13 protein-coding genes and 1 pseudogene are annotated in these 14,536 nt (G+C 51.9%); 8 read left to right on the top strand and 6 right to left on the bottom strand.

Annotation, left to right across the window (positions count from 1 at the left end; all coding sequences use genetic code 11):
• Positions 1 to 101: 101 nt before the first annotated feature.
• Positions 102 to 1,280: a type III PLP-dependent enzyme gene (locus EDD53_RS00385; RefSeq protein WP_123791232.1), complete on the bottom strand. Its 1,179-nt coding sequence runs from the start codon at positions 1,278 to 1,280 to the stop codon at positions 102 to 104.
• A 278-nt stretch (positions 1,281 to 1,558) separates the two neighbouring features.
• On the opposite strand from EDD53_RS00385, the gene EDD53_RS00380 reads away from it, so the two are divergent.
• Positions 1,559 to 1,990 (top strand): Lrp/AsnC family transcriptional regulator, encoded by a 432-nt coding sequence (locus tag EDD53_RS00380; RefSeq protein WP_123791231.1) that lies wholly within the window; start codon positions 1,559 to 1,561, stop codon positions 1,988 to 1,990.
• Between the two features lie 60 nt (positions 1,991 to 2,050).
• Here EDD53_RS00380 and EDD53_RS00375 read toward each other — a convergent pair whose 3' ends face one another.
• Positions 2,051 to 3,247 (bottom strand): serine hydrolase domain-containing protein, encoded by a 1,197-nt coding sequence (locus tag EDD53_RS00375; protein WP_170162651.1) that lies wholly within the window; start codon positions 3,245 to 3,247, stop codon positions 2,051 to 2,053.
• Between the two features lie 163 nt (positions 3,248 to 3,410).
• Between EDD53_RS00375 and EDD53_RS00370 the strand changes: the two genes are divergently transcribed.
• Entirely contained in the window at positions 3,411 to 6,437 is a 3,027-nt protein-coding gene (locus EDD53_RS00370) for a valine--tRNA ligase (protein ID WP_123791229.1), read from the top strand.
• 86 nt (positions 6,438 to 6,523) lie between these two features.
• On the opposite strand, the gene EDD53_RS00365 is transcribed toward EDD53_RS00370, so the two are convergent.
• Positions 6,524 to 6,697 (bottom strand): Tat pathway signal protein, encoded by a 174-nt coding sequence (locus tag EDD53_RS00365; protein WP_123791228.1) that lies wholly within the window; start codon positions 6,695 to 6,697, stop codon positions 6,524 to 6,526.
• Between the two features lie 97 nt (positions 6,698 to 6,794).
• On the opposite strand from EDD53_RS00365, the gene EDD53_RS00360 reads away from it, so the two are divergent.
• The 3 genes and pseudogenes from EDD53_RS00360 to EDD53_RS00350 form a co-directional block, all read left to right on the top strand.
• Positions 6,795 to 7,901, top strand: coding sequence for a pyridoxal phosphate-dependent aminotransferase (locus tag EDD53_RS00360; protein ID WP_123791227.1), 1,107 nt, complete (start codon positions 6,795 to 6,797; stop codon positions 7,899 to 7,901).
• Between the two features lie 127 nt (positions 7,902 to 8,028).
• Positions 8,029 to 8,718 (top strand): tyrosine-protein phosphatase, encoded by a 690-nt coding sequence (locus EDD53_RS00355; RefSeq protein ID WP_170162650.1) that lies wholly within the window; start codon positions 8,029 to 8,031, stop codon positions 8,716 to 8,718.
• A 99-nt stretch (positions 8,719 to 8,817) separates the two neighbouring features.
• Positions 8,818 to 10,344 (top strand): annotated as a pseudogene (locus EDD53_RS00350) (ABC transporter ATP-binding protein); the annotation flags it as partial.
• 241 nt (positions 10,345 to 10,585) lie between these two features.
• On the opposite strand, the gene EDD53_RS00345 reads toward EDD53_RS00350, so the two are convergent.
• Positions 10,586 to 11,275 carry a TIGR04283 family arsenosugar biosynthesis glycosyltransferase gene (locus tag EDD53_RS00345; RefSeq protein ID WP_123791225.1) on the bottom strand — a complete coding sequence of 230 codons (690 nt, stop codon included), beginning with the start codon at positions 11,273 to 11,275 and terminating at the stop codon, positions 10,586 to 10,588.
• A 79-nt stretch (positions 11,276 to 11,354) separates the two neighbouring features.
• On the opposite strand from EDD53_RS00345, the gene ygfZ reads away from it, so the two are divergent.
• Positions 11,355 to 12,101, top strand: coding sequence for a CAF17-like 4Fe-4S cluster assembly/insertion protein YgfZ (gene ygfZ / locus EDD53_RS00340; RefSeq protein ID WP_246002121.1), 747 nt, complete (start codon positions 11,355 to 11,357; stop codon positions 12,099 to 12,101).
• Here the strand turns inward: ygfZ and EDD53_RS00335 are convergent.
• Together EDD53_RS00335 and efp are read right to left on the bottom strand one after the other, a co-directional pair.
• A complete protein-coding gene (locus EDD53_RS00335) occupies positions 12,085 to 12,705 on the bottom strand; it encodes a DNA-3-methyladenine glycosylase I (protein ID WP_123791223.1) in 621 nt (206 codons plus the stop codon). The two genes, ygfZ and EDD53_RS00335, sit on opposite strands and share 17 nt — an antisense overlap.
• A 78-nt stretch (positions 12,706 to 12,783) precedes the next feature.
• On the bottom strand, positions 12,784 to 13,347 hold the full coding sequence (gene efp / locus EDD53_RS00330) for an elongation factor P (protein ID WP_123791222.1): 564 nt from the start codon (positions 13,345 to 13,347) through the stop codon (positions 12,784 to 12,786).
• A 212-nt stretch (positions 13,348 to 13,559) separates the two neighbouring features.
• Here efp and EDD53_RS00325 point away from each other — a divergent pair, with 212 nt between their 5' ends.
• Both EDD53_RS00325 and EDD53_RS00320 read left to right on the top strand, forming a co-directional pair.
• On the top strand, positions 13,560 to 13,880 hold the full coding sequence (locus tag EDD53_RS00325; protein ID WP_123791221.1) for a DUF6280 family protein: 321 nt from the start codon (positions 13,560 to 13,562) through the stop codon (positions 13,878 to 13,880).
• A 120-nt stretch (positions 13,881 to 14,000) separates the two neighbouring features.
• Positions 14,001 to 14,519, top strand: coding sequence for a cupin domain-containing protein (locus tag EDD53_RS00320; RefSeq protein ID WP_123791220.1), 519 nt, complete (start codon positions 14,001 to 14,003; stop codon positions 14,517 to 14,519).
• The last annotated feature ends 17 nt before the right edge of the window (positions 14,520 to 14,536 follow it).

The following is a 14,536-nucleotide window of genomic DNA, read 5'->3' as shown; positions in this document are numbered from 1 at the left end:
CATCTCGAAACTTAAGCAACCCGAAACCGAAAACGGCCCCATGACGGTAAACTAACGCGTCATGGGGCCGTGTAAAGGCAAGAAACTGTGTAGGAAATCACTTATGCGTAAAGGACTTCTTTGTCTGTCTCAGGTTTCACAAGTGCCTGCATTGTCTCGATTGAGATATTGCCAAAGCCGTTAAACCGTGTGGCAGTGGCCAAAGAATATGCCCCAAGGCCTGAGAAGACCACGTGATCTTCTTCTTCCATATCAGCAGGGAAACCCAATTCTGATGGCAATTTATCGGTGCTGTCACAAGTCGGTCCGAAAACAGTGCGTGATACTAGATCGCCTTGGCGCAGATTGCCGTAAGGGCCATAAACCTTAATGCGATCAATCACACCCACAAGGTGCAGTTCAGACAGGCCACCGTAAACACCATCGTTCAAAAACACATGCGCATCGTCGCGGATGGATTTCACACGGGTGATCAAAGTGTAGCTTTCCGCCACCAGCGACCGACCAGGTTCACAGATCAAAGCTGGCGCTGCTTCGACACCAAAAGCTTCATGGGTGACACGTTCGATCAAGGCGAATGTCTGCGCGAGCTGCGGCAAAACTTCATTCAAACGGTGGGAGGGGAAGCCGCCACCAACATTCAAACGATGAATACGCACGCCAGTGGCTTCAGCGATCTTAGCTGCTGTTTGAATGTAGGTTTCCCAAGCTTTCGGATCTGTACACTGTGTACCAGGGTGAAAGTTGAGTGACACGTCATAGCCCAGCTGATCGGCCAAAGTGACCAATTCTATAGCCTTTTCAACAGTCGCACCAAATTTGGCACCAAAGTTATAAGCCGCCCCATCCACAGGCAATTTGAACCGCACAGCCATTTCTACGCCATCCGCAGGCACCAATTCGCCCAGCTTGACCAGCTCAGAGTGACTATCAACTGAGTATGATTTAACGCCCAGCGCCACAGCATGTTTGATCTCGGTGCGTGAACGCACTGGGTTGTTGTAGTGCAAAGCTGCATGAGGGGCCAAACGTTTGATGGTGTCCATCTCGACAGGAGAAGCCACATCGAAACCACTGATCCCAGCATTGATCAAGTTGATCAACACTTCTTCCTCAGGATTGGCTTTGACCGCATAGGTCACAAGTCCAGGGAAACCTTGCAAGAATTCTTGCGCGCAGGCCTGAAGTGTTTCAGGCGAAAACAACATCACCGGATGCTCAGGTGAATGTGTACGAAGAAAGTCTGCGGGCGATGCCCAAAGTGTTTTCGAAAGCCCCATTAGCGTGTCCTCACCAACAGTTGCAGCCACTATCTTACCCGGGGTGTCCGGTTGGGAATGCGCTTACGCGTTAATCCAAACCAGGCCAGGTACGAGCGTCGCCGCTGCCCTTTGATCCTGAAAACAAGTTCCGGATATATGCATCGTCATTTCACCGATAAAAAGAGTTGAAATGTACATAATGTCAGTTAAATTGTTAGGTATTGAAGTCAAATTGTAAGCTCTGATAGGCTGCCCCCACGGAAACATCCCCGTGGCAACACTGATAAGGTTAAAATATGGACGATCTCGACCAAAAAATCCTGACGGCGATGGCAACTGATTCATCAACTTCGGTGTCACGATTGGCGCGCCGTTTTAAAGTGGCGCGCTCCACGGTTCAGGCCCGTCTTGAAAAACTTGAAACCAACGGCACAATTGCAGGCTACACGATCAAGCTTGGGGATGTCGCCTTAGCGCGGCGTATCAAAGCCACTGTTTTGATATATTGCGAATCGCGCGCCTCTGTCAGCGTCGTTGCCAAACTTAAAAGCATCCCAGAAGTAGAAATGGTCGCGACCTCGACGGGGCGTGTTGATTTAATTGCACAAATCGCCTGCGCCAGCACTGAAGAAATTGATCAAACACTCGATCAAATCACAGCCATTACAGAGGTGCAGGATATCGAAAGTCTGATTCACCTCAGCGTTAAATTCGACCGCTCGATTTAAACAGTGCGCGCCCAAAAGGCGCGGCACATTCACCACCACAACGCGAGGCCAATAGATAGGTCAGCTTTGGACAACCTGCCTCAAAGACCAACGCGCCTTCACGGGCTGCGACGGCGTGCTGCCCACCCCATTCGCACCAAATGAACGCGCAACACGCGGGGCAGCTGGCGGTTGAACAGGCGCGATTTTATGCTGCGCAATCGCCTCCACACATTCGGTCAACAAGCGCAGGCAACTATTGGGCGAAGCCATCTTATTCAAAGTGCCCGCGATATATATTCTTTCCTCAGGTGCAAAAAATAAGAATGAATTGTTTCCGGCGAGATACCCCGAAAATCGTGGCGCTTGCTGCAATATCCCTGTCGGCGCGCCCAGCGCAGCAGGCAACCTTGCGATCCACGGCAGCTTTGCTTGCATAAACCCCAATCCGTATGAAATACCTGCCCGCATTGGTGAAAATTCTTCGATATATTTCAGGTACTTGCGATCAAAAAGATAGCCTTCAAAAAAGGCCCGACAAAACAGCAATGCTTCGCGCGATGTGGTGACAATTCCGCTTTCTGCTTGCAAGGATGCCATCGCCAAAGGCACATGAAGCGGTCCGCGGCGGCCGATCAAAGTCGCTGGGCGCCGATCAGAGGGATCACAATAAACATAGGTCGACGTCAACCCCAGCGGCTGCGTGATGCGGCACTGCACAGCTTTTGCAAATGACATGCCATCAATTTCTTCGATCACCTTACCCAACAGGTGAAAATGCGCATCACTATAGAGGGCACGGCGACGCCCACCTGGCGCGCAAATGGCCCCGTGGCTGCGCACCCGCGCCACGACATCTTCAACAGTCCATGCAGCATCAAGATCCTTGCCCCTGCCGTAGACAGCCTGATCAAACAAAGGCCGCCCCTGTAGGCCAGAACGATGCTGCATCAAATGACGCAAAGTCACGTTTTCGGTGTAATCCTCCCCCGCTAGGACATGCAGATTTTCGCAGTATCTGTGCCCCGTCAAATAGGCGGTAAAAGGCGTATCGAGCGCCAGCTTTCCCTCGGCACACATCTGTAAAATGATCGCAGTGACATATAAATGCGTTGTGCTCATACCAAAATATGCCTTGCGAGCTGTCAGATTTCCGCTTTTGAAATGAAACTCTGCCCCATCATTTTCACGGTAAGCCGAAAAAGCGGCGCCGTGATGCCCCCGCCGTGCGACAAGGCTATCAAGCTTGTTTTGGATACCAGAATTCGACTGTCGCATAAGCATTTCTCCTAGGGCCAAGACGCTTAAACACCGTAATTGGCGAAAAACGTGGCGGTCGTGGTCCTTCAGGAGATCTACATCAACGGGTTTCACCCTTTCCCTCAGTGCGTCTGCGCGGTACATAACGCAGCAACAGGAATGACGTATTAGGCGGTTTAACATGACCATGGACAAAATTTTTGACGCAAAAGCGGCAGAAAAGCGGATTTATGACGACTGGGAAAAGGCAGGCGCCTTTAAAGCGGGGGCCAATGCTCAACGCGATGACACCTTTACCATCATGTTACCCCCGCCAAATGTGACAGGCGCTTTGCACGTGGGCCACGCCTTTAACCATACATTGCAAGACATCATGGTGCGTTGGCACCGTATGCGCGGCTTTGACACCCTGTGGCAACCTGGCCAAGACCACGCAGGTATCGCGACGCAGCTTCAGGTCGAAAAGAAACTCATGGCCGATGAGGGCAAGAAACGCTCTGAATTGTCGCGCGATGATTTTCTGTCTCGCGTTTGGGATTGGAAAGGCCAATACGGCACTACCATCGTTGAGCAAATGAAACGCTTGGGCAATTCCTGTGACTGGTCGCGCAACGCCTTTACCATGTCTGGCGCGCCAAACGCCCCTACTGGCGAAGAGGGCAATTTCCATGACGCCGTGATCAAAGTCTTTGTCGAGATGCACAAACAGGGCCTGATCTATCGCGGCAAACGCTTGACCAACTGGGACCCGCATTTCGAAACCGCGATTTCTGATCTCGAGGTGGAAAACATCGAAGTTGCAGGCCACATGTGGCACTTCAAATACAAGCTCGCGGGTGGTGACACTTACGAATACGTGGAAAAAGACGAAGACGGCAATGTGACGCTGCGCGAGACCCGCGACTACATTTCCATCGCAACCACACGCCCCGAAACCATGTTGGGCGATGGCGCTGTGGCCGTTCACCCAAGTGACGAGCGTTACGCGCCTATTGTTGGCAAAATGGTGCATCTGCCGCTTTGTGATCGTTTGATCCCGATTGTCACTGATGAATACCCTGACAAAGACTTCGGCTCTGGGGCTGTGAAAATCACTGGCGCGCATGATTTCAACGACTACCAAGTCGCCAAACGCTGCAAATTGCCGATGTACCGCTTGATGGATCGCAAAGGCGCGATGCGTGATGATGGCGAGGCTTATGATGTGTGTGTGGACCGCGCGCGTGAAATCGCGGCGGGGGCTGAGGCCACGGAATCTGAGATCGACGCGCTGAACCTTGTGCCAGAAAAATACCGTGGCATGGATCGTTTTGAGGCGCGCAAAGCTGTGATTGCTGACATCACCGATGCTGGTTTGGCCGTGATGCACACAGTCACCAAAAAGGTGAAAGACGATGAGGGCGTCGAAACTGAGGTCTCCGAAGTCGTGCCTTACGTTGAAAACAAACCTGTGATGCAGCCCTTTGGCGACCGTTCCAAAGTGGTGATCGAGCCTATGCTGACGGATCAGTGGTTTGTTGACGCTGAAAAAATCGTTGGCCCTGCGCTGGATGCTGTTCGTGACGGCAAAACCCAGATCATCCCAGATTCAGGGCGCAAAGTGTACAACCACTGGCTTGAGAATATCGAACCGTGGTGTATCTCGCGTCAATTGTGGTGGGGGCATCAGATTCCGGTTTGGTATGTTCCAGGCCAAGAAGATTGGTACCCTATTTGTGCGGCGACGGAAGCAGAGGCAATCGAAAAGGCCAAACTGCAATCTGCTGACGGCACAGATTTCCGAATCGTTGCAGATGAACAAGAAGCCGCAGCGCTTTTGGCCGAACAGATCAAGCTGATGGACACCAAGAACGAAGGTGAAATCAGATCCTTTGAGGGTCCGATGGAAGTGCCAATGTTCCGCGACCCTGATGTTTTGGACACTTGGTTCTCCTCTGGCCTTTGGCCTATCGGCACGCTCGGCTGGCCTGAATGGACTGAAGAAACATCGAAATACTTTTCGACAGACGTATTGGTCACTGGGCAAGACATTCTATTCTTCTGGGTTGCGCGGATGATGATGATGCAATTGGCTGTGGTCGACGAAGTGCCGTTCCACACCATTTACCTGCACCAGCTCGTGCGTGACGAGAAGGGCAAGAAGATGTCCAAGACCACGGGCAATGTCATTGATCCGCTGGAAATCATTGACGAATACGGCGCTGATGCGCTGCGGTTCACTAATGCCTCTATGGCGGCCATCGGTGGTGTTTTGAAACTGTCCGAGGACAGCATCAAAGGCTACCGCAACTTTGGCACCAAAATCTGGAACGCCGCGCGTTTTGCCGAAATGAACCAAGTGTTCGAGGTTTATGACCCCTCCGTGATGCCAACGCCTGAGGCCACGGTGAACAAATGGATCATCGGCGAGGTCGCAAAAACCCGCGCCGAAGTCGATGCCGCGATTGAAGCCTACCGTTTCAACGATGCAGCAAACGCGCTTTACGCCTTTGTTTGGGGTAAATTCTGCGACTGGTATGTGGAACTCGCGAAACCATTGCTCTTTGCCGAAGACGAAGCGGTGCTGGCCGAAACGCGCCAAACCATGGGTTGGGCTTTGGATCAAGCGCTGATCATGTTGCACCCGTTTATGCCCTTCATCACCGAAGAGCTTTGGGGCACGGTTCAAACAGATCGCGGGCTTTTGGCTGTCACCGATTGGCCGACATATGGCGCCGAATTGATCGATGCCGATGCGGATCGTGAAATGAACTGGGTGATCAATCTGATTGAACGCATCCGATCATCGCGCGCCGAAGTGCATGTGCCTGCGGGTCTGAAAATCCCGATGGTGCAGGTCGACTTGGATGAGGCTGGCAAAACAGCTTGGACCAACAATGAGGCGCTGATCATGAAACTGGCCCGCGTTGATAGCCTGACTGTGGGCGCCATGCCAAAAGGTGCGATCACCATCCCTGTTGAGGGCGGCACATTCGCCCTGCCCCTTGAAGGCGTGATTGATATCGCGGAAGAAAAAGCGCGGCTTGAGAAATCTATGCAAAAACTGGCCAAAGAACTGGGCGGTCTGCGTGGACGGTTGAAAAACCCGAAATTCGCAGCCTCTGCTCCAGCTGACGTGGTGGCCGAAGCCCAAGCCAATTTGGCAGCCCGCGAAGAGGAAGAAGCCAAACTGCAAGCGGCTTTGAATCGCTTGGCTGAAATCGGATAAGCATTTCAGTCGTCAAAATCACAAACGGGCGCGAGGGACATCTCGCGCCCGTTTTTCTGTGCATCTTTGACTATGGAACATCCAAATCAATGCACCAAGCGATCAATCGCCCGCATCGCGCCGATTGATTTGTCGTAGACAAGCGTCAAAATGCGTTTCGCAGGTGGCGATTTCATCAATCCTGCCACAGGTGGCACTGCACGCGCAGTTGTCGCCGCAGCAGCAGTCATTAGAAATGTACGTCGGTTCAGCTGGGTCATTTATGGCCCTCCTCTCGGCTTACTCTACATATATGGTAACAGTGCTGACCTTTTTCAAGGGGTTGCAGCAGATTTGCCAATCGGGCAAATGATATCCATGACAGATAAACGCCTCACACCCATCGCAGCCAGCCTGCCCAGCACAATTCCTTTCATCGCCCCAGAAACGATGGAAGCCCAGCGCGGCGCACCGTTTAAAGCGCGTTTGGGCGCCAATGAAATGTCCTTTGGCCCGTCTCCCAAAGCCACAAAAGCCATGCAAGAGTCGCTGAGCGGCATCTGGAAATACGGCGTGCCTGAAAACGAACCGCTACGATCAGCTCTAGCGGAGCACCACCAAATCGAAGCTGAGGCCATCACCATCGGCGAAGGCATCGACGGTTTGCTTGGTATTTTGGTACGACTTTATGTTGGCGCAGGCGACGCGGTTGTGACCTCCGATGGGTCTTATCCCACATTTAACTACCATGTGGCCGCCGCTGGCGGCGCCTTGCACAAAGTTCCTTACATGGGGGATTTTGAAGACCCGAAAGCGCTCATCGCCAAGGCGAAAGAGGTCGGTGCAAAATTGGTATACTTATCCAATCCGAACAATCCGATGGGCAGCACCCATAGCGCGCAAACAGTGCAAGACATGATCGACGCTGTGCCCCATGGCTGCTTAATGGTCTTGGATGAAGCTTATTGTGAATTTGCCGACCAAAGCACCCGCCCCGCCTTGAACACGGCCGACAAGCGCGTGATACGTTTTCGTACATTTTCAAAGGCTTACGGCCTTGCTGGCGCACGCATCGGCTATGGCATTTCTCACCCTGAAATTGTCAGCGGCTTCGATAAAATTCGCAATCATTTTGGCGTCAATCGTGTTGGACAAGCAGGCGCGCATGCGGCTTTGGCGGACCAAACTTATCTCAATGAAACGCTTGTTCATGTGGGTAAGGCACGCGCGAGAATTGCACAGATCGCACAAGACAATGGTTTGATCCCCCTGCCCTCGGCCACAAACTTTGTCACCATAGATTGCGGTAAAGATGGCGCCTTTGCCCGCAGTTTGGTGGCAGCCTTGGCGCAACGAGGTATCTTTATCCGCATGCCCGCGGCGGCGCCGCTCGATCGGTGCATTCGCGTGTCCATCGGCCTGCCCGCAGAGGTGGAAATGTTTGCCGCAGCGCTGCCTTTAGCGTTGCAAGACTGTGGCGCGTAAAACGCATTCTTTTTGGTCTCGCGCAACGCCCGCGCCTGTCATGCATCATCGTCAGCCAAACCTTGCGACGAGGCACGTAAGCCGCTACATACCTGTGATTAAATCACCCAAACGAGGCAGTTGGAACATGACACTTAAGCAACGGTTCAAGGATATTGAATACGCGCGAGTCGGCAATTTCGGCAATGACGTATCGACCCCACGGACCCGCCGTTTGGCAATGTGGCATTTCTACCTGTTTGATCACGCATTTTTGCGCGACCTGTGGCAAAACCTATGGGAAATTGCACCGGGCGTGTGGCGGTCGAACCAGCCTTCGCCCAAACGATTGAAAAAATACAAACGTATGGGCATTGAAACCGTTTTGTCATTGCGCGGAGATCCGAATAAACGGATCAGCTTTATGTTGCTTGAAAAACAAGCCTGCGAAGAATTGGGGATCGAATTGATCACCACCTCCCTCAGCGCGCGCAGCTTGGCGCAAAAAGAGACATATTTGGACCTGTTGGATCTGCTTGAAACCCTTAAAAAGCCGTTTTTGTTTCACTGTAAATCTGGCGCAGACCGCGCTGGATTGGTGTCAGCACTTTATTTGTTGCACATCGAAGGGGCCTCAATCGACGAGGCGCGCAAGCAATTGAATTGGCGTTATATGCACCTAAAAAGTACCAAAACTGGCGTTTTAGATCATATGCTGGATTGCTACGAGGCCGATACCAAACGGCTTGGAGATATGCCGATCCGCACATGGTTTGAATCCCATTATGATCGCGCAGCCATCACCAGCACGTTCAATCCGCTTTGGAAACATTCCTAACTCCACGAAAGTCGTCCAAAGCGGCGAAAAGATACTCAACAGCAGTTTTGAACGGATCGCACTTTTGGCCAGATCACAGGGCCTAGCAAAGGATTTCAAATGACCAATTCCGAGCCTAGAAAACCCATGACGTCGCGCGTTTTGATGAATTGGTTTTGGGGCGGGTATCTGCGTCAATCCACGCCAACACTTTTGGGTGCGATGGTCTTTATGGTGTTAGAGGGCCTCACATTGGGGGCGCTCAGCTATATGATCAAGCCGATGTTCGACACTATTTTGACCAGTGGCAGCACATCGTCGATCACTTGGGTCGCCTTTGCTATCATGGGGGTTTTTGTTGTGCGCGCCCTGTCATCATTTGTGCAGCGCGTTTTGATCACAATGGCGCAGCAACATACATCGGCACGCGTGCAAACATCATTGGTGAAACATATTCTGACATTAGATGGGCCTTTTTTCCATCAATACCCTCCGGGCATTTTGATCGAACGTACACGTGGCGATAGTCAGCAGATTTCACAACTTTGGGGCAATTTGTTTACCAGCCTAGGGCGCGATCTGGTTGGCGTTATTTCGCTTTTGGCCGTGGCCCTATACACCGACTGGCTATGGACTTTGATCGTTTTATCGGCGGCACCTTTGCTGGTGATGCCCATCGCGGCCTTGCAAAACGTGGTGCGCCGAACGTCCTATCAAGCGCGCGAATTTTCCTCACAGGTTTCCAACCGCTTGGACGAAGTGTTTCACGGCACAACCTCGATTAAATTCTCAGGCACCGAGGAGCGCGAGACAGGTCGTTTTGAATCGACCATTTCGTCTTTCGTGCGCTCAGAATTGCGCTCAGTACGTGGACAAGCGGCTATTCCGTCTTTGGTTGATATTGTTGCGGGCATCGGATTTTGCGCAGTGCTTTACTATGGGGGTGGGCAGATCATCAGCGGTGAAAAAACCATTGGCGAATTTATGTCCTTTTTCACCGCTATAGGTTTGGTCATTGATCCCGCACGCCGTTTAGGGACTGCATTGGGCACGTGGCAGCAAGCTATGGCCCCTGTGGAACGCTTGTACGAGATATTCATGCACAGGCCCACAATCATAAGCCCAGCGGTGCCAAAACAACTCGATATGCCAGCAGGCCAAGCTGATATTGTGCTGAAAGACATTGTGTTTTCCTACACAGACTCCCCTGTGTTGCAAGGCACCACGTTCACAGCAAAAGCAGGGCAAACCACAGCGCTTGTCGGCGCGTCAGGTGCTGGGAAATCCACCATTTTCAGCCTTTTAACACGCTTGGCTGATGCACAATCTGGATCTATTACCTTGGGCGATGTCCAAAATACCGATCTGGATTTGGCGGAATTGCGGGGGCTCTATTCTGTGGTTTCACAGGATTCACTTCTGTTTGACGAAACCCTGCGCGACAATATTACCATGGGGCAAAAGGTCAGCGATGCCGACTTGAAAGCTGCGATGGATGCCGCCCATGTCACCGATTTCATCAACGATCTGGACAAAGGTTTGGACACGATGGCGGGCCCGCGCGGGTCGGCTTTATCAGGAGGCCAACGCCAAAGGGTTGCAATCGCGCGTGCTATTTTGCGCAACAGACCGATTCTACTGTTGGATGAAGCGACATCAGCATTGGACGCACAGTCAGAAAAGGTTGTCCAAGAGGCCCTTGAGAAGCTCTCGCAAAATCGCACAACTTTGGTCATCGCACACCGTCTTTCGACCATCCGCAGCGCAGATAAAATCGTGGTGATGGATCAAGGCCGTGTCGTGGACCAAGGTAGCCATGATGAACTTTTGTCGCGTGGCGGGCTTTATGCCGATCTCTATAGATTGCAGTATTCCGAGGGCAAAACCATCACCGATAATCGCGGTGTAGCTGCGCGGGATCGACGCCGATCAAATACCGAAACAGCCGCCACAGGTTCTGGCCCCCTTGGCGCAGCCAGCCGTTGGATTGGTAGCGCGCTGGGTCTGTTTGGACGCAAAGCGGATTGATCACAATCTGGCCTTTCAGTTTGCGCGCGATCGCAACATCTTCCATCAAAGGCAGATCGGGATAGCCGCCGATCTGATCGTAAAGCGCGCGCGAAATAAGCAAAGCTTGATCCCCGTAGGGCAAGCCAAACCTGCGACTGCGCAGATTGGCCCAGCCTGCTGTGATCCGTGCCATAAGTGCAGTGGACCGAAAAGACAAAGAAAACGCCATTGCCTTATGCGCCCCAGATTGATGGGCTTGGATATGATCTAAAGCCGCCTCTGACCACCCTTCGGGCAACCAAGTGTCAGCGTGTAAGAACAACAGCCATTCACCATGCGCAGCCTGAGCGCCACGGATGAGTTGCCCCCCGCGCCCCGCTTCACCTGTTACCAGTTCTGCCCCCACAGCATGCGCCAATGTACTGATGTCATCACTTGACCCGCCATCTGAAATCACCAATTCGCGCAAAGCCCCTGCGTTAAGGCCTTCCATCGTTCGGGCTAAACAATCGGGCAGATTGGCAGCCACATTCAAAGTCGGGATGATGACAGAAATAGGTGCGCGCATTGTGAACTTTCTTTGTGCTCGGGCCACTGGTGTCTCGTTGAAAAGATCCTATATGTTTTGCAGGAACAAAGGAATGATCATGACCCAAAATGCAGCCCATCGCAGCGTTATCGCCGTCACAGGACCAGACCGCGTCAAATTCTTGCAAGGTCTGGTGTCAAATGACGTGAGTAAACTCAGCGAGAAATCTGTCTATGCAGCCCTTTTGACGCCACAAGGTAAGTTCATGGTCGATTTCTTTTTGGTCCCACAAGGCGACACCATTTGGATTGACGTCAAAACCCAAGAAGCTCCTGCTTTGCTCAAGCGATTGACGATGTATAAAATGCGATCAAATGTGACGCTTGAGATGACTGATATCACTGTGTCACGCGGATTAGGTACGCCCGAAGACGGCGCCTTTGCAGACCCGCGCCACGATGCGTTAGGCTGGCGTGCCTATGATGGTCGCCCTAGTGAAGATGTGGATTGGGATGCCATTCGTGTGGCCTATTGCATTCCCGAAACTGGGATTGAGCTTACGCCTGACAGCTATTTGTTAGAGGTCGGTTTTGAGCGGCTAAACGGTGTGGATTTCCGCAAGGGCTGCTATGTCGGCCAAGAAATCACCGCACGCATGAAACATAAAACCGAATTGCGCAAAGGCTTGGCCACTGTCAACATCACGGGTGAGGCGCCTATTGGCACCAAACTGATTTCCAAAGACGGCAAAGAGGCGGGTACCCTATTCACCCAATCGCATAACCAAGCGATTGCCTTTCTGCGGTTTGATCGTGCCAAATCCGAGATGACTGCGGGGGATGCCAGCGTCACTTGGGACGGATAAATCCCGCACGCGCAGCCTCGCATGTGGCATGGCAAATGCAATCGCTTGCGTGATCATTGACCAGCCCCATAGACTGCATGAATGCGTAGATGGTTGTCGGGCCAACAAACTTCCAGCCTCGTTTTTTGAGATCTTTGGACAGGGCCACAGAAGACGCCGATGTTGCAGCGGGATACTCTAAACCCAACACTTCTTGCAGGCTGGGTTCAAACTGCCAGATATAAGCGCCAAGAGACCCTTGGCTGGCGATTAGATCGAGCGCGCGTTGTGCATTATTGATCGTTGCGGTTATTTTACCGCGATGGCGAATGATGCCCGCATTTTGCAACAAACGCTCGACATCTGCTTCATCATACTGCGCGATCTTATGAAAATCGAAATCATCAAAGGCTGCGCGAAAATTATCGCGTTTGGCCAATATCGTTCGCCAACTTAGACCTGATTGAAAACTTTCCAAACACAGCTTTTCGAACAAGCATTGGTCATCATCTTGCGGCATGCCCCATTCTGTGTCGTGATAGATCTGATACAGCGGAAAATCAGGTGCCATATGCGCCCAATTGCATCTGATGCGACCGTCATCACTTGGCTTAGAATGCTGCATGTCTGTCTCCTTTTGATGTGGACAGTAAATAAAAAAGGCCGCCCGAAGGCGACCTTTTTCTTTTGCATAACGACGCGATTAAGCGCGCTCTGAATATTCCATGCTTTCTGTGTTAACCACGATGTCTTCATCTTGGGCCACGAAAGGCGGCACCATGACTTTTACGCCATTGTCCAAAATCGCTGGTTTGAATGAATTGGCGGCTGTTTGACCTTTGACCACTGGCTCAGTCTCAACAACTTTGCAGGTCACTTTTTGGGGCACCGTGACGTTAAGCGCCTCGACATCATAGTATTCGATCACAACTGTCATACCGTCTTGCAAGAAAGGACGACGATCGCCCAACAGATCCGCAGGCAGTTCGACTTGCTCATAGGTATCCATGTCCATGAAAACCAACATCCCATCGGATTCGTACAAGAATTGTTGGTCTTTTTGCTCTAGGCGCACACGTTCAACTTTATCCGCAGAGCGAAAACGTTCGTTCAATTTACGGCCGTCGCGTAGGTTCTTCAGCTCAACCTGAGCAAAAGCCCCCCCCTTGCCTGGCTTCACGTGATCAACCTTTACGGCGACCCACAAACCGTTCTCATGTTCAAGCGTATTTCCTGGACGGATTTCGTTACCGTTGATTTTTGGCATGTATATACCCGCGCTAATGGTTGAATAAAACTTGCCACACCCTATATCTGGACAGTCCGTTTGGCGCAAGTCGCGGATATGGGTCTCGTTTACGTTTTGGTCATGCATCTAGCGCATGACAGGTATGCAAATACACTGTATCCGAATCGACGCGAACCTGCCATAAGGCACCTCACGCCGAAAAGACAAGACCAATAAAACAAGGAAAAATCATGGCTGATTTCGTTGACGGCTCCGCATTCAATTATGAACAAGGCCAGCGTGCGCGCAAACTTTTTGCCGCTGTTGTACTTGCTGCTTTGGATGATGCGATCGCCGATAACAAGAAATACGGCAATGGCCCTGAACAGATTGCGCGTTGGGCGCGGTCACGTGATGGGCGCGAAGTATTGTCATGTTCTGGTATCGACCCAAACGAACGGGTTGTGTCTGGCTTGATGGAATTCGTATCTAAGGGTGTCCGCACTTCTGTTGCTTTGTCTCGCGAAGAAAGCGAACGTCGCAATGCACAGCAAGAAGCTGAAGCGGCATAACCCCTTAAAGAAACTGCCATTTCTTATGAAAAGACGCGCCACGGGAAACCTTGGCGCGTCTTTTGTTTTGTCCGCGCCTCTCTATGCCGCATACTGGTCAAACAGATGAGGAACCGCACGATGAGCACAACAAATTCAGACACCCCCAAAGGCGGCAAGATTGATATCACTGCGACCCCCAAAAAGATTGGTACACTCTATCCACCGCCTTTTCATAAAAATACCAAGGCCCGCGAAAAGCAGGCGCTCGGCGATGCCGTGGGATTGGACCAATTCGGGGTGAACCTAACGCGCCTCGCACCAAACACATGGTCCGCCCTGCCCCACTGGCACGAAAGCGAAGACGAATTTGTCTATGTGGTCGAAGGCAACCCAACATTGGTCTACGGCGACACGGAACAAGAGCTTGCGCCAGGCGATTGCGCGGGATTCAAGGCGGGCGTTGAGATCGGCCATTGTCTGCAAAATAGGACCGATAAGGATGTTGTGATCTTGGAAGTCGGGTCACGGATCACAGGCGAACGCGCCTTTTATCCCGGTTTGGATCTGATGGTGGATACCTCATCCGCCAATTTTTATCATCACCTTGATGGCACAGCTTATAAAGATGTGAAAAGGCGCGGACCTGACGATGACTAAGCTTTGCCTTAAGCCGC

It is taken from the genome of Pacificibacter maritimus (assembly GCF_003814915.1).
GTDB lineage: Bacteria > Pseudomonadota > Alphaproteobacteria > Rhodobacterales > Rhodobacteraceae > Celeribacter > Celeribacter maritimus.
This window is presented reverse-complemented; position numbering and strand designations above follow the sequence as displayed.